The sequence below is a fragment of the Variovorax sp. 01T432 genome (assembly GCF_056398605.1).
The window spans coordinates 17,898-39,441 of record NZ_JBFTPS010000059.1; the positions used below are offsets into that span (position 1 = coordinate 17,898).

The following is a 21,544-nucleotide window of genomic DNA, read 5'->3' on the forward strand; positions in this document are numbered from 1 at the left end:
GCATGAATCCCACCGCCCTGCTGCTGGCCACCTTCCTGCTGTCGATCGCGGGCCTGTTCGCGTTCATCTGGTCCTTGCGCAAGGGACTGTTCGACGCCGAATCCACGGGCGCGCGCACCATCTTCTCGACGGGCGAAGTGGGTCGGCCCGAGGAACCCTCGGCCAGCGCGGAGCAGCAGCGCCATCTGGAAGCGGTGGTCGCCGTTCATGCGCGGGACGCGGGCGCTGCCGGCATGGCGCCCGGCGACGCCGCCGCGCGCGAACAGGCCGACCGGTCCAGCGCCTTCCCGGCCTTTGTCCTTCTGGGGTCGGCCGTCGTCTGGCTGCTCGTGGCCTCGGCGGCGGGGCTGTTGAGCGCGCTCAAGTTCCACTGGCCGGATCTGCTGACGGACGAGGCCTGGCTCACGCTTGGCCGGCTGCGCACCCTCCATCTCAACGCGGTCGCCTATGGCTGGGCGCCGCTCGGCCTGCTGGGCCTGGCCATCTGGATGCTGCCGCGCCTGCTCAAGACACAACTGGAGGGCGCACGCCTGGTCATCGTCGGCGCGGTGCTCTGGAACGCGGGGCTGATCGCGGGCCTGGGCGCCATCGCTGTCGGCCTCAGCGCGGGCATGGAGTGGCTGGAGATTCCCTGGCAGATCGGCGGGCTGTTCGCCGTGGGCGGCATGCTCATCGGCCTGCCGATGGCGCTGATGCTGCAGCGCCGCCGGGTGCATCACCTGTATGTATCGGTCTGGTACATGGGCGCGGCGCTGTTCTGGTTCCCCACGCTCTACATCGTCGCGAAGGTTCCGGGGCTGCATTTCGGGATCGAGCAGGCGACGATGAACTGGTGGTTCGGCCACAACGTGCTGGGCCTGTTCTACACGCCCTTGTCGCTCGCCTGCGTCTACTACTTCCTGCCCAAGGTCATCGGCCGTCCGGTGCGCTCGTACAACCTGTCGCTGCTGGGCTTCTGGACGCTGGCCTTCTTCTACGGCCAGGTGGGCGCGCACCATCTCATCGGCGGGCCGATCCCGGAGTGGCTGATCACGCTGTCGATCGTGCAGAGCGTGATGATGATCATCCCCGTGGTGGCCTTCTCGCTGAACATGCATCTCACGCTCAGGGGCCACTTCCACGCGCTCAGGCATTCGCATGTGCTGCGCTTCATCTTCTTCGGCGCGGTGATGTACACGCTGGCCTCGCTGCAGGGCTCGATGGAGGCGCTGCGTTCGGTGAACGCCATCACGCACTTCACCCATTTCACGGTGGCGCACGCGCACCTGGGCATGTACGGCTTCGTGACGATGGTCGTCTTCGGCGGCATCTACTTCGCGCTGCCGCGCATCCTGGACACGCGCTGGCCGAAGCCCGCGCTCATCAGCCTGCACTTCTGGCTGGTGGTGGCCGGCTTCTCGGTCTACATGATCACGCTGAGCATCGGCGGCGTCCTGCAGGGGCTGGTGCTGCTCGATCCGTCGCGGCCCTTCATGGATTCGGTGGCGGTCACGCTGCCCTGGCTGCAGGGCCGATCGCTCGGCGGCGCGCTGATGACGCTCGGCCACCTGGTGTTCGCCTGCCACGTCGCGCTGATCACCGCACGCTCGGGCGTGCTCACCCAGACGGAGCGCGCCAGGCCCCAAGCCTCGGCCGCCTGAGACATCATCATGGAAAACGAACTCAAGCTCGTCAGCGGCGCGATGGTGACGCTGTCGCTCGCTACCGCCGCGATGATCATCGTGCCCTTCCTTCAATTGAAGGACGAGCCGCCGCCGCCGGCCCTCAAGCCCTACACCAGCCAGGAGCTGCGCGGACGCGCGGTCTACATCGCCAACGGCTGCATCGCCTGCCACAGCCAGCAGCCCAGCACCACGGGCGCGGGCATCGGCGACGCGCGGCGCGGCTGGGGCCGGGCCTCCGTGGCCGGCGACTACCACTACGACATGCCGCCGCTGCTGGGCACCATGCGCACGGGGCCGGACCTTTTCAACATCGGCGTCCGCCAGCCCAGCGCCGACTGGCAACTGGGCCACCTGTTCCAGCCGCGCGCCTATGTGCCGGGCAGCATCATGCCGTCCTTCCGTTTCCTGTTCGAGGTCAAGGACGACGGCGCGCAGGCCAAGGGCGAGCGGCTGGTGACGCTGCCACCCGGCACGGTGCCGCTGTCGAAGGTGGTGGTGGCGACGCCGGAGGCCCTGGACCTGGTGGCCTACCTGCAGAGCCTGAAACACGAATACCCCGTGCTGACGCCGGCCCAGGCCGAGGCGGTCACGCGAATGCTGCCGGCGCGGCGCGCGATCGCGGCACCCGATGCCCCGGCGGAAAAGAAGAATGACGATGCAAAAGCCCCGACCCACCCCTGACCAGAGCCGCAAGGGCGAGCACGCCGATCCGCACGAGCAGTACAACCCGGTCCCGCGCGTGGTGCTGGGCCTGGCGCTGGCCCTCGTGGTCTGGGCCGTGGGCTACATCGTGATGGCCCGGCCCGACGGACTCGCGGGCCTCGGCGACCAGCGCGTCCCGGGCACGCTGGCCCAGGGCTCCGCACCCGCGCCGGGCGCGGCCATCGACGGGCGGCAGGTCTTCGTCGCCAGGTGCCAGGCCTGCCACCAGGCGGCCGGACAGGGCCTGCCGGGCGTCTTCCCGCCGCTGGCGGGCTCGTCGTGGGTCAAGGGGCCGGCCGAGATCCCGATGCAGATCCTGCTGCACGGCCTGAACGGGCCGATCGAAGTGAGCGGCGCCACTTACAACGGCGCCATGCCCGCCTTCGGCGAGCAGATGAACGACGCGGAACTGGCGGCCGTGCTCAGCTTCGTGCGCGGCGAATGGGGCAACGGCAGTCCCGCCGTCGAGGCGGAGGCGGTTCAAGGCGCGCGCAAGGCCTCGGCGGAACGCACCGAGCCGTGGCCGGGCATCGGCACGCTGCAGAAGTTCCTGGCCGCTGGAGAGGCCAGGCCGTGAGCCTGGACTGGCGCACGCCGGCGGCGGCCCTCGTGGTCGCCGTCTCGGCGCTCGGCGCCGTCGCCGACGTCACCGACGGTTTCGCGGCCGTGACCTCCGACGGGGTGCGGCGGGCCGACATCGCGGGCGCGCCGCGCGCGCTGCCGGATCTCGCGCTGGTCGACGCATCGGGACGCGCCTTGTCGCTGAGCGACTACGGCCAGCGCTCGTCGCGGGTCACCTTCGTCACGCTGGCCTATGTGCGCTGCCGCGACGTCTGCCTGACCAGCGCCGCGGGCCAGTCATGGCTGCAGGGGGAGATCCAGGCGCGGGGCCTCGCGGACCGCGTGCGGCTGCTCACGCTCAGCTTCGATCCCCGCAACGACACGCCGCCGGTGCTGGCGGACCATGCCAGGCGATTGAACGCGGACCCGGCCATCTGGCGCTTCGCCACCCTTCGCGACGAAGGCCGGCTGCCGGCCCTGCTGAAGCTCTTCGGCGTCGTGGTGCTGCCGGACGGGCTGGGCGGGTATTCGCACAATGCGGCGCTGTTCCTGGTCGGCAGGGACGGCCGATTGCGCCGCGCCTACGACATCGATCGGCCCGACCTCGCGCTGGCCGACTTGCTGCGCGAGGACAAGGGGACGTGAGCGCCGCGCCCAGGCCATGGACCGCGCTTCGCGGCGATGCACCGGGCCTGCTGCTGGCCATGCTGGCCTGCGCCCATCCCTGGCTCGAACACACGATGGCGCGGCACATGGGCCTGGAACTTCCGGCCTTGCTGGCCCTGGGCTGGATGGCGGCGGCGCACGCGGGCGACGCGCTCACCCGCACGCTGGCGCGCTGGAACGCCAACGGCCTGCCCGGCCTGCTCTTCGCCTTGTGCGTCACGGGCTTCTGGATGCTGCCGGCCGCGCTCGACCAGGCTGTGCTGCACGATGGCGTTGCCATCGCCAAGGTCGCCAGCCTCGTGGCGGCCGGCCTGCTCGCGCGGGCCTCGTGGCCCGGCGCCGGCATGGTGCTCCAGGCCTTCTTCGTCCTCAACTGGTTCTGGATGACCCTGGCCGCGGGCCTGCTCTACCAGGACGCGCCGCGGCAGCTCTGCAGCGTGTACCTGGTCGACCAGCAAGGCCGGGCGGGTGTCGCGCTGGTGATCTGGGCGTCGGTCGGCATGGGCCTGTGGCTCATTCACACCGCGCGGGGCTCGGGCTTGTTGGATGAGGCGGCAGTCACATGAACACACGCCGCCGCAGTGGCTTCGATCAATCCACCGGCTGCGCCCGCAGTTCGGCGAGCTGCTGACGCAGCAGCTCGTTCTCGGCCGTCAGTTCGGCCACGCGTTGGCGCAGCGCCCGGACCAGGTCGGGCTCGTCGCCGTCCTGCGCCGGCGCATCCGCCTCCGATGCCTCGCGGGGCTTGCGCTTGGCTTCGCGAACCCGCTTGGCGGCCTGCTTGAGCTCTTCCTTGCCGGCGTTGGCGGCGGCGATCTGCTCCTCGGCCGGCAGGCTTGCCACGGCCGCCGCGGCATTGATCGAGATGGTGCCGGACTTGACGGCCGCCACCAGCTCGGGCGCGGCCTGCTTCTGGATCTTCTCGATCATCACCACCTGGCTGCTGCTCAGGCGCGCGGCCTTGGCGATGGCCTCGCGGCTGCTCAAGGGCGCGGGGCTCGTTGGGTTGTCGTCGTCGACGTCGAACGGCGGGTCGGCGGCGGGCACGTCTGACGCGGGCGCGGGCGCCGCGCTCGGCGCCGCCGCCGCGCGGGCGCGCCGCTCCGCCACGATCTCCCTTTGCCGCAGCGCCAGCACGCCGCGCTGGAAGTCCGAGATGCTGCGGCGGCCCAGGTGCTGGTCGATCATCCACAGATGCACGTCCTCGATGGAGCGGAAGCGGGTGTTCTGCACCGTCTGGAAAGGCAGGCCGTGCTTCTGGCAGATGCCGTAGCGGTTGTGGCCGTCCACGAGCACATCGCCCCACAGGACGAGCGCATCGCGGCAGCCCTCCGCCAGGAGGCTGCGCTCCAGGGCCTCATGTTCATCCGGGGTCAGGGGGTCGATATAGGCTTTGAGTTCTTCGTTGACGACGATGTCCATGGGGCGCGCGATCCGGGAAAGAGGCAAGGGGGCCGCATTGTAGAGAGCGGCGCGAGGAGATTTCCCTGAATCACCCGGGGACCCATTCCCAGGCCTTCGCGGCCGCGCCCGGTCGGCTTGGAGTCGAGGGGGTCTGGTGCTTCAGCGCCGCAATCACTTCCCTCGTCAGCCGCCCCACCGCGTCCATGTCGCCGCGCGCCGTCCATGCCGGGCCGAAGCGGGCGATCACGAGTCGTTCCGACGGAATGACGAGCACGTACTGGCCGTAGGTGCCGCGCGCCATGAACGCGTCCGCCGGAATGCCGAGCGCGATGCGGTATTGCGCGCCATAGCCGCCGCCCCGATTGGTCCAGAAGCCGGCGCCGTAGCCGACGTAGTCGCCGCCCGGCGACGTCTGCCGTGCCGATTCCTCGACCCAGCCCGCCGGCAGGATGCGTTCGCCGCCCACCTGCCCGTCATGCAGGTAGAGAAGACCGAAGCGGGCCCAGTCGCGCGCGGATGCCCACAAATGGCTGCCGCCCACCGGCGTGCCCGCCCCGTCGAATTCGAAGGTCGTGTGCCGCATGCCGAGCTTGTCGAACAGCTCGCGGTGCGCGAAGGCGTAGGTGCTGGCCGCATCGCCACCGGCCGCGTCGCGCACGATGCGCGAGAGCAGCAAGGTGTTCGGGTCGGTGTAGTTCCAGTGCGTGCCGGGCGCATGGGCCAATGGCGCGCGTTCGGCGAAGGCGGCCATGTCGTGCGCGATGAAGAGCATCTGGGCCGCCGGATCGAAGGCGCTCACGTCGTTGAGCGATTGGCCGATGTCCAGCCCGCTGGTCATGCGCAGCAGCTGCTCCGGCGTGATCGCATGCCGCGGGTCGCGCGCGTCGGCCCAGGCGGCCACGGGCGCCGGGGCATGCATGTCGAGCCGCCCCTGCCGCACCAGGATGCCCAGCAACGCATTGGTCACCGACTTGGTCGCCGACCAGCCCGCCAGCGGGGTGTCGACGCCGATGCCGGGCGCGTAGCGCTCCGCGATGATCCGGTCGTCATGGACGACGACCACCGCCTGGGTGTAACGGTATGGGGGCTTGGCGGACTCCTCGAAGACATGGTCCAGCGCGGCGGCGAGCGCGGGGTCGGTGGTCCGCACCGGCGCGGGGCCGGCGATGTCCGCGAGCAGCGGCGGTGCCGTGGGCTCGGCCGCCGGGGCGGCGTCGGCGCCCGCCAGTGCGGTGCCGGTCGCATTGACGCAGCCGTAGGGCGGGCGGTAGACGGCGCGGCTCTCGGCCATGCCGGCGAGGCTGGCGCGCACTTCGGCGTGTTCGCGGTCGACGGTATGGCCCATCAGGAAGGCGAAGGGCCCGGCGAGCGGCTCGATCGCCTCGCGGTAATAGCGCTCGGGCTCCTGCCCGGCGACGAAGACGCCCGAACAGAGCTGATGACTGACGTAGCCGGTCGCGGTGGAGGCGGCCCGGCCCGGTGAGAGGTGGCCGCAGGCGGTGAGCAGGGAGGCGGCGGCGAAGACCACCGCGGCGCGCGCGAGATGTTTCATGGGCGAAACCGGGAGGCTGGCCGGGATTGGCCTCGCCACTTTCGGCGCAGGCTCCCAGGGCGTCTCGCCGATTCCGGCGCCCGGCTAGCCGATTCCGGATTCGGCGAGTTCCACCGGCGGTGCGGCGGCCGGCACTGCGCCGCGCAGGCGCCGGAACTCGCTCGGCGTGACGCCGGTGTCGGCCTTGAAGGCGCGGTTGAAGGGCCCGAGCGACTGGAAGCCGGCATCCATCGCGATCGTCAGGATCGGCGTGCCGGCCTGCTCGCCATCGGCCAGCCAGCGCCGGGCATCGGCAAGGCGGTAGGTATTGAGGAAGGCGCTGAAGTTGCGATGCCCCAGCCCGCGATTGATGAGCCGACGCAATTTGTGCTCGGGCAGGGCCATGCGTTCGGCCAGCGCGCCGATGGTCAGCTTCGGTTCGCGGTAGACGCGCTCGACCGTCATCAGCGCCTCCAGCGCGGCCACCTGGCGCGGGTCGGGCGCGAGTTCGGCGTCCGCTTCTTCCCCGGCGCCGGACGCGGCGGACGCCCCGGGTTCGCGCGCGCGCTCGGGGGCGGGCAGCACCTGCGCGAACAGATCGCCCTGGCCCGCGCGCAGCAGCCGCCAGGCGACGAACAGCGTCAGCAGGGCGGTGCCCGCGGCGTTCGCCGGGCTTTCGATCACCGACTTCAGCGCGATCCCCGAGAGCAAGGCCGCCAGCAGCTGCGCCACGGTGTAGAGCGCCGTGGTGGCGACGATCAGCGTGCGCAGTTGCCTGCGGCCTTCGATCAGGTCTTCCCGCCAGCTCGCCAGCGACTGAGCGATGGCGAGCAGCGCCCACGCCACCGGCATGAGGCCGAGCACGCGTCCGGCGACCCAGGCCCATGGCGGGTGCGCGGACAGCTCCCCGAGGCAGTTCAACAACCCGACCGCCGCCAGCGCCGCCCACACGATGACATGCCAGGCACGCGGCACGAAGCCTTCATCGAACAGCGCGCAAGTGAACAGCCAGAACAGGAACATGCCACCCGCCGCAAGCGCGGAGACGAGCCCGCGCCAGGCGCCGGGCACCGTGTCGAAGCCCGGCATGGCGCCGAGCGTGGCCGCCGCCACCGAGATCGCGAATGCGGCCCCGAGGCGCGCGGCGAGCGCGCGCGGATGGTCGCGCCACAGCACGGCCGCGATCAGCAGGAGCAAGCCGGCGGCACCCCCGCGCAGCAGCAGGTTCAGCATCGGCGCCATGCTCGTTGCGGACATGGCGAAAATTGTAGTGGGCGCCCTATCCGCCCAGGGCCGAAAGTTGCGAGTGCCGCCGGGGCAGCTCCGGCGCGTCCACGGACCATGCCGGCACGTCGCGCGCCTTCATCGGACGTGCGTAGAAGAAGCCCTGGAACTCGTCGCAGCCCATGCGCAGCAGGATGTCGCGCTGGCCGAGCGTCTCCACGCCTTCGGCCACGACCGTGAGGCTGAGCGCATGGGCGAGCTTCACCACCGCCTCCACGACCGAACGGGCGTCCGCGCTGGCCTCGAGGTCCTTGATGAAGCTGCGGTCGATCTTGAGCTGCTTGGCCGGCAGGTCGCGCAACTGGCTCAGGCTGGAGTAACCCGTGCCGAAATCGTCGATGGAGAGATGAACGCCGATGCGCGACAGGCCTTCGAAGATGCGCTGCACCAGCTTCACATCCTGCATGGCGACGGATTCGGTGATCTCGCACAGGAGCTGGGAGCCGAACACCCCATGCCGGCGCAGCGCCTCTTCCACCTTGTCCACCAGCGTGGGCTCGCGCAGCTGCGAAGCCGACAGGTTGATGGCCACGCGCATGTGGACGTCCTGGGCGCTCCAGGCGGCCACCTGCCGGCAGGCCTCGTCCAGCACCCAGTTGCCCAGGCGCACGATCAGCCCGAAGCGTTCGGCCAGTTCGATGAACTCCATCGGCCCGACGACGCCCAGCCGCGGATGGTTCCAGCGCACGAGCGCCTCGACGCCGCTGATCCTGTTGCGGCGACCGTCGATCTTGGGCTGGTAGTAGAGCTCGAACTCCCTGGCTTCGAGCGCCTGCCGCAGGTCGCTTTGAAGCTGAAGCTGGTTGGCCGTGTCGACCGCCATGTGGGGTTCGAACATGGCATAGCAGCCGCCGCCGGCGCGCTTGGCCCCGTACATGGCGGCATCGGCATTGGCGACCAGCTTGTCGGGCTCGCCGCGATCGGGATGCACCACGACGCCGATGGAGCAGGCGATCTGCAGGCGACGGCCCAGGATCTCGAAGGGCGAGGAGAGCGAACGCAGGATGCGCTCGACCACCTTCACGCAGTCCTGCGGGTCCCGCAGGCCTTCCAGAAGCAGCAGGAACTCGTCCCCGCCGACGCGCGCCACGGTATCGCCGGCGCGCGCTTCCTTGAGCAGCCTCTGCGCGGTCGCCCTCAGGATCACGTCGCCCGCCGCATGTCCGAAGGAATCGTTGATGGGCTTGAAGCCATCCAGGTCCACGAAGAGCACCGCGAGCCGCTCCTGGGTGCCCCCCGGCTCGATCTGCCCGACGCGCTGGATCGCGTGGCGCAGCCTGTCCTCGAAGCGCAGGCGGTTGGGCAGCCCGGTGAGGGCGTCGGAGAAGGCGCGCTGCAGCAGCTCGTCGTTCGCCGTCTGGAGCCGGGCGTTGGACTCCTGCAGCGAATGCGAGAGCTGGCGCGCGACGACCTGGAGCCTGACCTCCATGAGGGACGCGAACAGCGTGCCGAGCAGCAGCATGCAGGAAGCCACCGCCACCACCGCCGTCAGCCCTTCGCCGCCGAGCGCATCGGCGCTCAGGCAGACCGAGCCCTCCGGAAAACCCGCCGCGGCCATCGCGGTGTAATGCATGCCGCAAATGGCCGCCCCCATGACGACCGAGGCCAGCAGTTGCGTCGCGAGGCGGCGATGGGGAGGCACCCGGTGCAGGAGCCGGAAGATCAACAGCGCCGCCGCGGAGGCCGCGACCGCGATCAGCACCGACGCGGCGACGATCGGGATATCCCAGGCGATGGCGGGCGTCATGTCAAGCGCCGCCATGCCGAGGTAGTGCATGCCGGCGATGGCCACGCCCATGGCCAGCGCGCCGGCCGCCAGCGCCGCGGGACCGTGCCGCGGCTGGCCCGCGATGCGCAGCGCAATCCCGGATGCCGCGACGCCCGCGATCCAGGAAAGGAAGGTCATGCCGCCCGTGAAGCCGATGCGCACCGGCAGCGAGAACGCCAGCATGCCGACGAAGTGCATCGACCAGATGCCCGTTCCCATGACCAGGGAGCCGGCGATCCACCACAGGAGGTTGGCCCGGCCGGAGGAGGAGCGCACGCGCAGCGACAGGTCCAGCGCGACGTAGGACGCCAGGATCGCGATGAAGACCGAGGCCACCACGACCCAGGAATCGTAGTGGGTGACCAGGAAGGAGGCTTGCCGATGCATCCATCTATATCGGCGCCCGGTGCCGAAAGTTGAGGGCGAGTGCCCGAAGACAGGTCTGCGGGTCGGGTTTTCCGCCATACAAGGCGTCGGCTAGAGTGTATACAGTTTGGCGTACAAAACGGTGGACGGTGCGATGCGGCACCGCCCGCGCCCTCCCCGACGACACGCCTGGAGAACTCGCATGACGGCCACCACCTCCTCTTCCGTCCATCCCGTCGACGAGCGCCTGCCCGTCGGCAAGCTCACGGCCCTGGGCCTGCAGCACGTGCTGGTGATGTATGCCGGCGCGGTGGCCGTGCCCCTCATCGTCGGCCGCGCGCTCAAGCTGAGCCCGCAGGAGGTCGCGCTGCTGATCTCCGCCGACCTCTTCTGCTGCGGCGTCGCCACGCTGATCCAGTCGCTGGGCGCCACGCAGTGGTTCGGCATCCGGCTGCCGGTGATGATGGGCGTGACCTTCGCTTCGGTGGCGCCGATGGTCGCCATCGCCAATGCCAACCCCGGCCAGGCGGGAGCGCAGCTTCTCTTCGGCTCGATCATCGGCGCGGGCATCGTCTCGATGCTGATCGCGCCGATGGTCTCGCGCATGCTGCGCTTCTTTCCGCCGGTGGTCACCGGCACCATCATCGCGGTGATCGGCATCAGCCTGATGCGCGTGGGCATCAACTGGATCTTCGGCAACCCGGTCGGGCCGACGGCGCCGGCGCTGGTCGATCCCGCCTACGCGAAATGGCTGGCCGACGTCACCTCGCCCGGCTCCCCGGTGCCGCCGATGCCCAAGGGCTTCTCGATCATGCCCTCGGTGCCCAACCCCCGGTACGCGGACCTCGGCGGGCTGGGCATCGCGGCGCTGGTGCTGGTCTCCATCCTCCTGATCGTCAAATACGCCCGCGGCTTCATCGCCAACATTTCGGTGCTGCTGGGCATCGTGATCGGCGCCGTCGTCGCCACCCTCTTCGGCTTCATGACGTTCGAGAAGGTCGGCAACGCCGCGTGGTTCGACATCGTGCTGCCTTTCCACTTCGGCATGCCGCGCTTCGACCCCGTGCTGATCCTGACGATGACGCTGATCATGATCGTGGTGATGATCGAATCCACCGGCATGTTCCTCGCGCTCGGCGAGATGACCGGCCGCCAGATCGGCCAGCGGGACCTGGCGCGCGGGCTGCGAACCGACGGCCTCGGCACCCTGATCGGCGGCGTCTTCAACACCTTCCCCTACACCAGCTTCTCGCAGAACGTCGGGCTGGTGGCGGTGACGGGCATCAAGAGCCGCTTCGTCTGCGTGGCCGGCGGCGTCATCCTCATCGTGCTGGGCCTGCTGCCGAAGATGGCGGCGCTGGTCGAGTCGCTGCCCACGGTGGTGCTCGGCGGCGCGGGCCTGGTGATGTTCGGCATGGTGGCGGCCACCGGCATCCGCATCCTGTCGGGGGTGGACTTCAAGGGCAACCGCCACAACGCGATGATCGTCGCCGTGTCGATCGGCATCGGGATGATTCCCCTGATCGCCCCCAACTTCAAGCAATGGATGCCGCACGCCATCCACTCGCTGATCGAGTCGGGCATCCTGCTGGCCTCCATCAGCGCGGTGCTGCTCAACCTGTTCCTCAACGGCGCGAAGCACGACGAGAGCGCCGTCATCGCGGCGGCCCGGCAGGCTGAAGCGCACTGATCGATCCACCCCACGACAACAACCGGAGACAGCGATGCAGACCAGCCAGCACGGCATCCCGGGCGCGGACGTGCGCCTCATCAATGAAGACCTCGCGCCCGTCACCGGCGCAAGGAAGACCTGGACTTCCTACAGCGTGTTCGCCATGTGGATGTCCGATGTGCACAGCGTCGGCGGCTACACCTTCGCGGCCAGCCTGTTCCTGCTCGGCCTGTCGGGCTGGCAGGTGTTCGCGGCCCTGGTGATCGGCATCGCGATCGTCAACGTCCTGATGAACTGGATCGGCAAGCCGAGCCAGCAGCACGGCATCCCCTTCCCGGTGATGGCGCGCGTGAGCCTGGGCGTGATGGGCGCCAACTTCGCGGCCACGATCCGGGGCGTGGTCGGCATCGTCTGGTATGGCGTGCAGACCTACTTCGCCTCCAAGGCGGTGGCCACGCTGGTGCTGGCGTTCTTCCCGGCGGCGGCCTCGCTGCAGGCCACCAGCATCCTGCGGCTGGACCTGCTCGGCTGGGGCTGCTTCCTGTTCATGTGGTTCTTCCAGCTGCTGATCTTCCAGCGCGGCATGGAGACGATCCGCAAGTTCATCGACTTCTGCGGGCCGGCCGTGTACGCGGTGATGTTCCTGCTGATGGGCTGGATCATCTGGAAGGCCGGCTGGGGCGCGCTGGACCTCACGCTCAGCGACAAGGTGCTGACGGGCTCCGAATCGGTTGTCGCGATGGGCAGCGCCATCCTGCTGGTGGTGGCCTACTTCGCGGCCCTGCTGCTGAACTTCGGCGACTTCTCGCGCTTCGCCAGGAGCGAGCGCGACATGAAGGTCGGCAACTTCCTGGGCCTGCCGGTCAACTTCATCCTGTTCGCCATCATCGTGGTGGTGGTCACGGCGGGCAGCGCCAAGGTCTTCGGCCACATGATCATGGACCCGGTGGAGATCGTCTCGAAGATCGACAACAAGTGGGCGGTGGTGCTGGGCAGCGTGACCTTCGTGATCGCGACCATGGGCATCAACATCGTGGCCAACTTCGTCTCGCCGGCCTACGACATCGCCAACCTGTTCCCCAGGCATGTGGACTTCAAGAAGGGCGGGCTGATCGCCTCGATCCTGGCGGTGGTGGTGTGCCCGTGGATCTTCGTCGACAGCCCGAAGGCGATCACCGTCTTCGTGAGCGTCTTCGGCGCCGTGCTGGCGCCCATGTTCGGCGTGATGGTGGCCGACTTCTACCTGCTCAAGAAGCAGGTGGTCGACGTCACGCAGCTCTACACGATGGCGCCCAACGGCCGCTACCACTATGACGGCGGGTGGAACAAGGTCGGCCTGGTCGCGCTGGGCCTCGCCGGCGTGATCTCGATCGGCTGGGAGCTGAGCACGCAGCTGCTCCAGGTGCTGCCGCCGAACAATTTCGGCTGGGTGATCGGCGCGGTCGCGGGTGCCGTGATCTATCTTCTGATGATGCGCGGGGCCAAGCGCACCTGAGGCCCGGAACCGCCCTGAGATACTCGGGGCGATGAACATTCCAGGCGCCCAGGCGGCGCAACCCAGCCTCGCGCGGCGCAGCGTCGCCGCCATCTGGCACCCCTGCACGCAGATGAAGCGCATGGCCAGCGCGCCGCCGCTGGCCATCGCGCGAGCGCAGGGGCCATGGCTCTTCGACGACGCGGGACGGCGCTACTTCGACGCCACCAGTTCCTGGTGGGTCAACCTCTTCGGCCATGCCGACGCCCGCATCAACGCGGCGCTCAAGGCGCAGCTCGACCTCCTGCCGCACGTGATGCTGGCCGGCTGCACCCACGCACCGGCGGTCGAACTGGCCGAGCGCCTGTCGGCGCTCACCGATGGCCGGCTGGGCCACTGCTTCTTCGCGAGCGACGGCGCATCGGCGGTGGAGATCGCGCTCAAGATGAGCTTTCACCACTGGCGCAACAGCGGGCGCGAGGCGAAGCGCGAGTTCGTCTGCCTGCGCCAGGGCTACCACGGCGAGACGCTGGGCGCGCTCGCCGTCACCGACGTGGCCGTGTTCCGCGATGCCTACGCCCCGCTGCTGATGCAGGCCCACCAGGTGATGTCGCCCGACGCGCGCCAGGCGGCGCCGGGCGAATCCGCCGCCGACGTGGCACGACGCGCCGCGGCCGAACTGGAGGCGCTGTTCGAGGCCCGGCACGCGCACATCGCCGCGATCATCCTCGAGCCCCTGGTGCAGGGCGCGGCCGGCATGGCCATGCACGACCCCGCCTACCTGCGCGCGGTGCGCGCGCTGTGCGACCGCTACGAAGTGCACCTGATCGCCGACGAGATCGCCGTGGGGTGCGGGCGCACCGGCACCTTCTTCGCCTTCGAGCAGGCCTCGGCGCCAGGTGAGAAGAAGATCTGGCCCGACCTGATCTGCCTGTCGAAGGGCATCAGCGGCGGCTACCTGCCGCTCTCGCTCGTGCTGTCGCGCGACGCGATCTACGAGGCCTTTCTCGACGACGATGTCGCGCGGGGTTTCCTGCATTCGCATTCGTACACCGGCAATGCGCTCGCCTGCCGCGCGGCGCTGGCGGTGCTCGACCGCTTCGCGCAGGACGACGTGCTGCGGCGCAACCGCGCGCAGGCCGAGCTGCTGACGGCCGCGCTCGCGCCGCTGGCACGCGACCCGCGCATCGAGCACCTGCGCCGGCGCGGCATGATCTGGGCCTTCGACGTGCGCGAAGCGCATGCCGGCCCGCGCTTCGCCGAGCGCTTTCACCTGGCCGGCCGCGCGCATGAACTGCTCATCCGACCCATCGGCCGCTCCGTCTACCTGCTGCCGCCCTACGTGCTCGACGAAAACCTGTCGCCATGGCTCGCCCGGCGCCTGCTGGCGACCCTGGACGACACACTCCACCAGAACCCCACCGATGCTGATCGAACACCTGAACCGCCAACTGCTTGAACGCGAGGCCAAGGGCCTGCGCCGCCAGCGACGCACCGCCGAATCGCCCTGCGCGCCGCTCCAGCATGTCAGCCGCCCGGGCCAGCCCGCGCGCGAGATGCTCGCCTTCTGCAGCAACGACTACCTGGGCCTGGCCGACCACCCCGCGCTCGCCGAGGCCCTGGCCGAAGGCGCGCGGCGCCATGGCGCGGGCAGCGGCGCCTCGCACCTGATCAACGGCCACTCGCAGGCGCACGCCGCGCTGGAGGAAGACCTGGCCGCGTGGATGGCGCCGTGCATCCCCGATGCCCACGCGCTGACCTTCTGCACCGGCTACATGGCCAACATGGCGCTGCTCACCGCCCTGGGCGACGCCAGCGCCACGCTCTTCTCCGACGAGCTCAACCATGCCTCCATCATCGACGGCGCGCGGCTCGCGAGGGCGGCGGTGCAGCGCTATGCGCACCTCGACCTCGGCATGCTCGCCGAGCAGCTCGCGCGCTGCACGACGCCGCTCAAGCTGATCGTGACCGACGCCGTGTTCAGCATGGACGGCGACCTGGCGGACCTGCCCGGCCTGTTGGCGCTGGCCGAGCGCTTCGATGCCTGGCTGATCGTGGACGACGCCCATGGCTTCGGCGTGCTCGGCGCGCAGGGGCGCGGCAGCTTCTCGCACTTCGGACTGCGCAGCGAGCGGCTGATCTGCATGGGCACGCTGGGCAAGGCCGCGGGCGTCGGCGGAGCCTTTGTCGCCGCGCATCCGACCGTGATCGACTGGCTGGTGCAGACCGCGCGCGCCTACATCTACACCACCGCTTCGCCGCCCGCGCTGGCCCATGCCGTGCGCGCGAGCCTGCGGCTGATGGCGGGCGAGGAAGGCGATCGGCGGCGTGCCCATCTGCTGGATCTGATCGCGCTGCTGCGCACGCGGCTGGCCGCGCTGATCGCGGCGCACCCGCGGCTCGGCTGGCAGCTCGCCGCATCGGACACGGCGATCCAGCCGCTGATCGTCGGCGAGAACGCGACCGCGCTGGCGCTGGCCGCGGCGCTCGACGCGCAAGGCCTGTGGGTTCCGGCCATTCGCCCGCCCACGGTGCCCGTGGGCACGGCGCGCCTACGCATCACGCTCAGCGCGACGCACGGCACGCGCGATGTCGAACGCCTGATCGATGGCCTCGCGAGCGCCGCCGAGGACCTGAGCCGGGCCATGCCGTGAACTTGCGCGGCTTCTTCGTGGCGGGCACCGACACCGAGATCGGCAAGACCCGCGTCAGCGCCGGGCTGCTGCATGGGCTCGCGCAAGCGGGCCTGCGCAGCGCGGGATTGAAGCCCGTCGCCGCAGGCACCGTCGTCATGGGCGACGCGCGCGTCAACGAGGACGTGCGCGCGCTGCGCGATGCCGGCTCCGTGGCGCTGGCGGATGCCGAGGTCGGGCCCTTCCAGTTCGATGCCGCCTGCGCGCCGCACATCGCGGCGGCGCTGGAGGGCCGGAGCATCGACCGCGCCGCGATCGGCGAATCGGCCCGGGCCCTGGCGGCGCGCGCCGACGTGCTGGTGGTCGAAGGCGTCGGCGGATTCCGCGTGCCGCTGGGCGCCGACTGGGACACCGCCGACCTGGCACGGGACCTCGGCTTGCCTGTGGTCTTGGTGGTGGGTTTGCGACTGGGCTGCATCAACCATGCCCTGCTGACGGCCGAGGCGATTCGCGCGCGCGGGCTGCGCCTGGCGGGCTGGGTCGGCAACCGCATCGCGCCCGACATGCCCTGGGCCGACGAGAACGTGCACAGCCTGCGGGACTGGCTCTCGCGGGAGCACGAGGCGCCCTGCCTCGGCGTCGTTCCGTGGCTGGCCGATCCGCACCCTGGCGCCGTGGCCGCGCACCTGGACATCGGCGCGCTGCGCCGGATGCTCCCGTCCTAGCGCGGCGCTTTTCGGGGCGGCGGGCCGAACGCGCAGAATCGCGCTCCATGAAGCAGCGATCACGCCCCGCACCCGCGTCCCGCACACCCGGCGCCAACGCGCGGAAGGAAGAGCGGGCCGGCGGGCTTCCAGAGCTGCTGGAAGGCGAGACCGAGAACCAGGCGGCGTCGGCCATGGATCGGCTCTCCAGCCGGCTGCACCAGGAGCGCAGGGTGGCGCGCGCCCGCTGGGCCGGCCTCGGCCTTGCGGCCCTCGTGCTTCTTGCCTGGGCGGTCTGGCGCTCACTCAGCCACTGATTCGGTCGCCGCGCCCCGGCCCGGGCCATCGGCTCCGCGGCACGGGAGTGGCGCTGCACCTGCCTTCGCCTGTCCAGCAGGCCCACGCCTGAGCGCCCTGCTTCGGCGCTAGACCATCGCCAGCGGCCTCTTGCGCGTGGGCGGCGGATGCAGGCGGTCGATGTCGGCGAGGTCTTGCGGGCTCAGCACGAGATCGGCGGCCGCGAGGTTGTCGCGCAAATGGGCTTCGCGCACCGCCTTCGGAATCGCGGCGACGCCAGGCTGCGAGAGCACCCAGGCCAGTGCGAGCTGCGCCGCGCTGACGCCCAGACGCTGCGCGATCTTCGCCAGACCGGCGTCCTGCGCCAGAGCGCCCTGGTCGATGGGGCAGTAGGCCATCATGGGCATCGCGTGCGCGCGCAGCCAGGGCAGCAGGCTGAACTCGGCGCCGCGCTCGCCGACCGAGTAGTAGACCTGGTTGACCGCGCAGTCCTGGACTTCGCCGCACGCCGCGGCCAGCTCCTCCATGTCGTCGGTGTCGAGATTGCTCACGCCCCAGCGCCGGATGCGGCCCTGGGCGACCAGGGAGCGCATGGCGTCGCAGGTCTCGGCGAGCGGATAGCCGCCGCGCCAGTGAAGGAGGTAGAGATCGATGGGGTCCAGCCCGAGCCGCGCGAGGCTGCGCATGCAGGCCGCGGGCGTGCCCTTGCGGCTGGCGTGGTGCGGGTAGACCTTGCTGACGATGAAGAGCGACTCGCGCGCCACGTCGCCGGCGCGCAGCGCCTCGGCCACGGCCTGGCCGACCACTTCTTCGGCGCCGCCCTCGCCGTACATCTCGGCGGTGTCGATGAGGCGATAGCCCATCTCGATCGCGGCGCGAATGGCCGCGACCTCCGCCTTGCGTTCGCCGGCGGATTCGCCCATGCGCCAGGTGCCCAGCCCGAGGGCCGGCATCGCGCCGCCGTTGAAGAGTTCAAGAGATTGCATCGCATGTCCTTTCGAACGCGGGCCGCTCGGGCCGCTGTGCGTCATCGTAGCGAGATGCGTGGGGGTTCGAGTCCCGGCTTGTGTCGTAACTATTTCTCTCGATTGCCAACGGCTTGCCGGCCTAGGATTTCACGCGTTTGCCGACAGGTTTGCAGACAAGTGCTGGGCGAGTTGCTGGTCCTGGTGGGATCACACAGCGTGTGATGGATTCTTGTGCGGCCTTTTAACAATTGTGCGGTGACTTCACAATTTTTGCGTTGGCGATGAAGGGCAGGCAGGATCGGAGAAGTCGCGGGTGTCGCACAGGCACCGAGTCATGAATGGGATCAGGGAGTACAAGTTTCATGAGTAAGAAACAGGCCACGGGTCGGTGGGTGGCATTGGTGCTTGCCGATTACTGCAGCGATGGGGACTCGCCTCTCGCACCTGCTCAGCGAGTCGCCCTCGCGGGCACGATCCGCGGCCTCAAGCTCGGAGCCCCCGGTGACCTGAGCTTCGTCCCTTCGGAGGACGGCAAGGGTGCACTGCTCCAGAACGCCGACGGCGACATCGTCGGCGAGACCGCGTCGCAGCCCGACGTGATTGCGAGCGAGCGCACGGAATCAATCGCGTCGTTGAGCGAGAGCGTCGTTATCTCGCGTGGCATGTGCTGGAGGTTCCGAGGCGCAATCCGGAGCACTTGCAGTTTGGAGGTCCGGTTCCGAGATGAGCGGCTGTGCGGTACGGACTCGACGAGAGTTCAGAACCTGATCGGGGTGCCGGTCACCTATGTTCTGCCAAAGGCTCACGGCATGGCCTACGGCCACGGATACAGATTCAAGGCGAGATCGGGCTTAAGTCCCAGTTTGTCGCTCGGCATTTCTGACAAGCAGTGTGCGAGCGGGTTTGAGGTAGCAGCGGAGGGGCAGTGGTGATGAGAGCAATTCTGTCTCGCTTGTTGTCTTCTGGCTCGATGTGCGCGGTGCTGCTGATGACCCCGGCCGCGCTGCTGGCCAACGACACCGATGCCGAAGACCCCGCCGCGCTGCGCATCGTCGAGGTGCGCAACGCCCGGCACGGCACGGCGCTGCTGCACCCGGACGGCAGCGTGAGCTTCACCCCCGAGGCCGGCTACGCGGGCTGGGGCGCCTTCGACTACGTGGTGCGGGACCCGCAGGGGGCCGAAGCCGTGGCGACCGCGCAGATCGACTTCTCGCGCGTCAACCGCAACCCGCTGGCGACCGACGACACGCCTGGGCGAACGTCCAAATGCCCATCGATGCGCCGCCCATGGACCACACCTCGGCGGGGCGCTACCTGGTCGAGGAAGCGGGTGCCTGGCAGTACTTCAGCCACCTGGGCGATTCGTACCTGGGCGTCGATCCGTTCCGGGTCAGGGTCACCGATGCAGAGGGCGAATCCACGAGTGCCGAGGTCACGCCCTTGCAGGTCTGGTCCAGCGCCTCGGGCGGCGGCGCCTGCCCGATCGTGCTCGATCTGGACAACGACGGCCTGGACCTGATCCACCCGGACGATTCGAGCATCTTCGCGGACGTCAACGGCGACGGCTGGCGCGAGCGCATCGGCCGGGCGGCACCTTTGGATGCGGTGCTGGTCTTCGATGCGAACGAGGACGGGCGCGCCGACCTGGAGCGGGAGGTGAGCTTCGTCGGCTACCAGCCCGGGGCCCGCACGGACCTCGAAGGGCTGGTCGCCTTCGACACGGATGGCGACGGCAGGATCACGGACGAAGACGCTGACTGGCAGCGCCTCGCGCTCTTCCAGGATGCGAACGGCAACGGCCGCCAGGAGGAGGGCGAGTTCCGGTCGCCGGAGGACGCGGGGGTGCCGCGATCGGCCTCCAGCGCGAGGGCACACCTGCGCTGAACAACGGCAACGTCGTCTTCGGAACCTCGGAGGTCCAGTGGAGCGACGGCCAGAGCTCGCGCGCGGGCGACGTCATGTTCGCGGGCCATAACGTGCCGCTGCCCGATGCCGCAATGGATGCGATTGCCAAGGCCCAGGCGGAGGCACAAGCGAAGGCCGAAGCGGAAGCCGAGGCACTGCGCCAGCAGCAGATCGAAGACGACCTCTCCATGGCCCGCGTGATGAGGATGGCGACGCTGTTCACTCAGATGTTGAACACCATGGTCCCGCCGAACGAGGCGGCACACCCGCCGCTCGGCTTTGTGCCGATGGACGAGGCCTCCCCCTTGCACGCCGCCGCCGCGCACGAGCAGGCCATGGTGCAGGCCAACCAGTGGTGGAGTTGACCCGGACCGAGCCCGTCTCGAACCCACGATGGCGACATACCCAGGGCCACGTCGGCATTTCCTTCTTCCGTGCGCGAAGTAGTCAATTAATTGATTGATTCAATCTCCATGACTTGAGATCGAAGCATGCGGGAGCTCATGCGATCGATGAGTCAGTCGGCAACAAAGACATAGACTCGCACTTCACTAATGACATGACGGAAGTGGTATGGGACGCCGATTCGACGACATCATGCTCGGCAGCCTGGAGTTGTTCTGCCTCGCGGCCGAGCTCCAAAGCTTCACTGCCGCGGCCCAGTCCGCGGGTCTCAATCCGGCAGCCGTGAGTCGATCGATCGCGCGCCTGGAAGACCGGCTCGGCGTTCGCCTGTTCGTTCGCACCACGCGTCGGATCCATCTGACCGAAGGCGGCCGCGCCTACTTCGAACAGTGTCGTCAGGCATTGGCCCTCATGCGCGATGCGGAGACTCAGCTCACGGGAGAGCAGCAGACACCGACCGGCCTGCTGCGCCTGAGCGTCGCCTCGCCCTACGGTCACTATCGGGTGCTGCCGCTTCTGCCGCGCTTTCGGGCGCGCTATCCGAAAGTCCAGCTCGAGATCCACCTGAGCAATCGCAACATCGACTTCACCGCCGAGGACTTCGATCTCGCCATCCGTGGCCGCACCCCGCCGGACTCCAGCCTGATCGCACGCAAGCTCGAAGACGCGGAGCTGGTTCTCGTGGCGACGCCCTCCTACCTTGCCCGCGCGGGCGCGCCTCGCTCATTGGCCGAGCTGGCCCAGCACGAGTGTCTGCAATTCGTTCTGCCCAGCACCGGCCAGTCCGTTTCCTGGCTGTTCCGCCAGGATGGGCAGGACATCGAGATCCACACGCCGTCCAGCTATCGCTGCGCGGACGACTACCTCGGCGTCGTGACGCTCGTCCGGCAGGGCGCAGGGCTGTTGCAGACCTATCGCTACATCGTGCAAGAAGACCTGGCGGAAGGCCGCCTGCTGGAACTCCTGCCGGAAGCGGGCGGGCGCTCCCGGCCCTTCTCTCTCATCTATCCCAACCGACAGCACACCGCCTTGCGCGTGCGCGCCCTGATCGACTTCCTCACCGAGGAACTGGCGGCCAGCCATTCTCCAAAGACATGAGAGTGCGCGATGCGCCGCCCTGTCGACGACAGGACGGTCGACGCGCTCATTCGATCGCCGCGCGCAACACTGTCTGCCGGGTGGCAGGTATTTCATCTCGCGGGTCACGCACCTAGATTCGGAGCTCGGTCATTCCTGATCGAAGAGCATTTCGCCACTCACATCGGCGACAGACATCCATCCAAATCATGAGCACACAGCAAAAAGTCGCCATCGTCACTGGCGCATCCCAAGGCATCGGCGCGGCATTGGTCAAGGCCTTTCGCGATCGCAACTACCGCGTCATCGCCACCTCGCGATCCATCAAGGCTTCCGATGATCCCGACATCCTCACGGTCGCGGGCGACATCGGCTCGGCCGACACCGCCAGGCGCATCGTCGCGCAAGGCCTCGAACGCTTCGGGCGCATCGACTCGCTCGTCAACAACGCGGGCATCTTCGT

The 21,544-nt window shown here is 69.2% G+C and carries 21 protein-coding genes and 1 pseudogene; 17 read left to right on the forward strand and 5 right to left on the reverse strand.

Annotated elements, in window-relative coordinates; all coding sequences use genetic code 11:
* Window positions 1-2: 2 nt before the first annotated feature.
* Genes AC1DNF_RS29995 through AC1DNF_RS30015 form a run of 5 tightly spaced genes read left to right on the forward strand, consistent with a single transcriptional unit; the run spans window position 3 to window position 4,159 of the window.
* Window positions 3-1,640, forward strand: a complete 1,638-nt coding sequence (locus AC1DNF_RS29995; protein WP_478152306.1) for a cbb3-type cytochrome c oxidase subunit I — start codon at window positions 3-5, stop codon at window positions 1,638-1,640.
* Window positions 1,641-1,649: 9 nt separating this feature from the next.
* Window positions 1,650-2,345 carry a cbb3-type cytochrome c oxidase subunit II gene (locus AC1DNF_RS30000; protein WP_478152307.1) on the forward strand — a complete coding sequence of 232 codons (696 nt, stop codon included), beginning with the start codon at window positions 1,650-1,652 and terminating at the stop codon, window positions 2,343-2,345.
* Complete coding sequence (locus AC1DNF_RS30005) at window positions 2,320-2,943, forward strand: c-type cytochrome (RefSeq protein WP_478152308.1); 624 nt, start codon at window positions 2,320-2,322, stop codon at window positions 2,941-2,943. Before AC1DNF_RS30000 ends, AC1DNF_RS30005 begins: the two co-directional genes overlap by 26 nt.
* Window positions 2,940-3,572, forward strand: coding sequence for an SCO family protein (locus AC1DNF_RS30010; protein WP_478152309.1), 633 nt, complete (start codon window positions 2,940-2,942; stop codon window positions 3,570-3,572). Before AC1DNF_RS30005 ends, AC1DNF_RS30010 begins: the two co-directional genes overlap by 4 nt.
* Window positions 3,569-4,159, forward strand: a complete 591-nt coding sequence (locus AC1DNF_RS30015) for a hypothetical protein (RefSeq protein WP_478152310.1) — start codon at window positions 3,569-3,571, stop codon at window positions 4,157-4,159. Before AC1DNF_RS30010 ends, AC1DNF_RS30015 begins: the two co-directional genes overlap by 4 nt.
* A gap of 25 nt (window positions 4,160-4,184) precedes the next feature.
* Here AC1DNF_RS30015 and AC1DNF_RS30020 read toward each other — a convergent pair whose 3' ends face one another.
* From AC1DNF_RS30020 to AC1DNF_RS30035, 4 genes are all read right to left on the reverse strand, one after another.
* On the reverse strand, window positions 4,185-5,015 hold the full coding sequence (locus AC1DNF_RS30020) for a ParB N-terminal domain-containing protein (RefSeq protein WP_478152311.1): 831 nt from the start codon (window positions 5,013-5,015) through the stop codon (window positions 4,185-4,187).
* Window positions 5,016-5,085: 70 nt separating this feature from the next.
* Window positions 5,086-6,549 (reverse strand): serine hydrolase domain-containing protein, encoded by a 1,464-nt coding sequence (locus AC1DNF_RS30025; RefSeq protein ID WP_478152312.1) that lies wholly within the window; start codon window positions 6,547-6,549, stop codon window positions 5,086-5,088.
* An 84-nt stretch (window positions 6,550-6,633) separates the two neighbouring features.
* On the reverse strand, window positions 6,634-7,785 hold the full coding sequence (locus AC1DNF_RS30030; RefSeq protein ID WP_478152313.1) for an AraC family transcriptional regulator: 1,152 nt from the start codon (window positions 7,783-7,785) through the stop codon (window positions 6,634-6,636).
* 22 nt (window positions 7,786-7,807) lie between these two features.
* Window positions 7,808-9,967 carry a putative bifunctional diguanylate cyclase/phosphodiesterase gene (locus tag AC1DNF_RS30035; RefSeq protein ID WP_478152314.1) on the reverse strand — a complete coding sequence of 720 codons (2,160 nt, stop codon included), beginning with the start codon at window positions 9,965-9,967 and terminating at the stop codon, window positions 7,808-7,810.
* Between the two features lie 181 nt (window positions 9,968-10,148).
* Between AC1DNF_RS30035 and AC1DNF_RS30040 the strand changes: the two genes are divergently transcribed.
* Genes AC1DNF_RS30040 through AC1DNF_RS30065 form a run of 6 tightly spaced genes read left to right on the forward strand, consistent with a single transcriptional unit; the run spans window position 10,149 to window position 16,746 of the window.
* On the forward strand, window positions 10,149-11,636 hold the full coding sequence (locus tag AC1DNF_RS30040; protein WP_478152315.1) for a nucleobase:cation symporter-2 family protein: 1,488 nt from the start codon (window positions 10,149-10,151) through the stop codon (window positions 11,634-11,636).
* Between the two features lie 34 nt (window positions 11,637-11,670).
* Complete coding sequence (locus AC1DNF_RS30045) at window positions 11,671-13,113, forward strand: NCS1 family nucleobase:cation symporter-1 (protein WP_478152316.1); 1,443 nt, start codon at window positions 11,671-11,673, stop codon at window positions 13,111-13,113.
* 31 nt (window positions 13,114-13,144) lie between these two features.
* Window positions 13,145-14,551 carry an adenosylmethionine--8-amino-7-oxononanoate transaminase gene (gene bioA / locus AC1DNF_RS30050; protein WP_478152317.1) on the forward strand — a complete coding sequence of 469 codons (1,407 nt, stop codon included), beginning with the start codon at window positions 13,145-13,147 and terminating at the stop codon, window positions 14,549-14,551.
* Entirely contained in the window at window positions 14,517-15,746 is a 1,230-nt protein-coding gene (bioF, locus tag AC1DNF_RS30055; protein WP_478152318.1) for an 8-amino-7-oxononanoate synthase, read from the forward strand. Before bioA ends, bioF begins: the two co-directional genes overlap by 35 nt.
* Complete coding sequence (gene bioD / locus AC1DNF_RS30060) at window positions 15,743-16,450, forward strand: dethiobiotin synthase (RefSeq protein ID WP_478152319.1); 708 nt, start codon at window positions 15,743-15,745, stop codon at window positions 16,448-16,450. Before bioF ends, bioD begins: the two co-directional genes overlap by 4 nt.
* Before the next feature lie 47 nt (window positions 16,451-16,497).
* The gene (locus tag AC1DNF_RS30065) at window positions 16,498-16,746 is read left to right on the forward strand and encodes a hypothetical protein (protein ID WP_478152320.1); all 249 of its coding nucleotides are present in this window, start codon (window positions 16,498-16,500) and stop codon (window positions 16,744-16,746) included.
* Between the two features lie 108 nt (window positions 16,747-16,854).
* On the opposite strand, the gene AC1DNF_RS30070 is transcribed toward AC1DNF_RS30065, so the two are convergent.
* Window positions 16,855-17,712, reverse strand: coding sequence for an aldo/keto reductase (locus AC1DNF_RS30070; RefSeq protein ID WP_478152321.1), 858 nt, complete (start codon window positions 17,710-17,712; stop codon window positions 16,855-16,857).
* Window positions 17,713-18,056: 344 nt separating this feature from the next.
* Between AC1DNF_RS30070 and AC1DNF_RS30075 the strand changes: the two genes are divergently transcribed.
* From AC1DNF_RS30075 to AC1DNF_RS30100, 6 genes and pseudogenes are all read left to right on the forward strand, one after another.
* Window positions 18,057-18,626, forward strand: a complete 570-nt coding sequence (locus AC1DNF_RS30075) for a hypothetical protein (protein ID WP_478152322.1) — start codon at window positions 18,057-18,059, stop codon at window positions 18,624-18,626.
* A gap of 56 nt (window positions 18,627-18,682) precedes the next feature.
* Window positions 18,683-18,889, forward strand: a pseudogene (locus AC1DNF_RS30080) (Ig-like domain-containing protein); the annotation flags it as partial.
* A 92-nt stretch (window positions 18,890-18,981) separates the two neighbouring features.
* Complete coding sequence (locus tag AC1DNF_RS30085) at window positions 18,982-19,578, forward strand: EF-hand domain-containing protein (protein WP_478152326.1); 597 nt, start codon at window positions 18,982-18,984, stop codon at window positions 19,576-19,578.
* A 113-nt stretch (window positions 19,579-19,691) separates the two neighbouring features.
* On the forward strand, window positions 19,692-19,964 hold the full coding sequence (locus AC1DNF_RS30090) for a hypothetical protein (protein WP_478152323.1): 273 nt from the start codon (window positions 19,692-19,694) through the stop codon (window positions 19,962-19,964).
* A gap of 208 nt (window positions 19,965-20,172) precedes the next feature.
* Complete coding sequence (locus AC1DNF_RS30095; protein WP_478152324.1) at window positions 20,173-21,102, forward strand: LysR substrate-binding domain-containing protein; 930 nt, start codon at window positions 20,173-20,175, stop codon at window positions 21,100-21,102.
* A 188-nt stretch (window positions 21,103-21,290) separates the two neighbouring features.
* The coding region (locus tag AC1DNF_RS30100; RefSeq protein ID WP_478152325.1) for an SDR family oxidoreductase at window positions 21,291-21,544 on the forward strand (254 nt) is incomplete at its 3' end.

Excerpts from the sequence above, each read along its gene's own strand:
- AC1DNF_RS29995 (WP_478152306.1), top strand. The coding sequence starts at position 3 with ATGAATCCCACCGCCCTGCTGCTGGCCACCTTCCTGCTGTCGATCGCG.
- AC1DNF_RS30000 (WP_478152307.1), top strand. The coding sequence starts at position 1,650 with ATGGAAAACGAACTCAAGCTCGTCAGCGGCGCGATGGTGACGCTGTCG.
- AC1DNF_RS30005 (WP_478152308.1), top strand. The coding sequence starts at position 2,320 with ATGCAAAAGCCCCGACCCACCCCTGACCAGAGCCGCAAGGGCGAGCAC.
- AC1DNF_RS30020 (WP_478152311.1), bottom strand. The coding sequence starts at position 5,015 with ATGGACATCGTCGTCAACGAAGAACTCAAAGCCTATATCGACCCCCTG.
- AC1DNF_RS30025 (WP_478152312.1), bottom strand. The coding sequence starts at position 6,549 with ATGAAACATCTCGCGCGCGCCGCGGTGGTCTTCGCCGCCGCCTCCCTG.
- AC1DNF_RS30030 (WP_478152313.1), bottom strand. The coding sequence starts at position 7,785 with ATGTCCGCAACGAGCATGGCGCCGATGCTGAACCTGCTGCTGCGCGGG.
- AC1DNF_RS30035 (WP_478152314.1), bottom strand. The coding sequence starts at position 9,967 with ATGCATCGGCAAGCCTCCTTCCTGGTCACCCACTACGATTCCTGGGTC.
- AC1DNF_RS30040 (WP_478152315.1), top strand. The coding sequence starts at position 10,149 with ATGACGGCCACCACCTCCTCTTCCGTCCATCCCGTCGACGAGCGCCTG.
- AC1DNF_RS30045 (WP_478152316.1), top strand. The coding sequence starts at position 11,671 with ATGCAGACCAGCCAGCACGGCATCCCGGGCGCGGACGTGCGCCTCATC.
- bioA (WP_478152317.1), top strand. The coding sequence starts at position 13,145 with ATGAACATTCCAGGCGCCCAGGCGGCGCAACCCAGCCTCGCGCGGCGC.
- bioF (WP_478152318.1), top strand. The coding sequence starts at position 14,517 with ATGCTGATCGAACACCTGAACCGCCAACTGCTTGAACGCGAGGCCAAG.
- AC1DNF_RS30065 (WP_478152320.1), top strand. The coding sequence starts at position 16,498 with ATGAAGCAGCGATCACGCCCCGCACCCGCGTCCCGCACACCCGGCGCC.
- AC1DNF_RS30070 (WP_478152321.1), bottom strand. The coding sequence starts at position 17,712 with ATGCAATCTCTTGAACTCTTCAACGGCGGCGCGATGCCGGCCCTCGGG.
- AC1DNF_RS30075 (WP_478152322.1), top strand. The coding sequence starts at position 18,057 with ATGAGTAAGAAACAGGCCACGGGTCGGTGGGTGGCATTGGTGCTTGCC.
- AC1DNF_RS30085 (WP_478152326.1), top strand. The coding sequence starts at position 18,982 with ATGGACCACACCTCGGCGGGGCGCTACCTGGTCGAGGAAGCGGGTGCC.
- AC1DNF_RS30090 (WP_478152323.1), top strand. The coding sequence starts at position 19,692 with ATGGATGCGATTGCCAAGGCCCAGGCGGAGGCACAAGCGAAGGCCGAA.
- AC1DNF_RS30095 (WP_478152324.1), top strand. The coding sequence starts at position 20,173 with ATGGGACGCCGATTCGACGACATCATGCTCGGCAGCCTGGAGTTGTTC.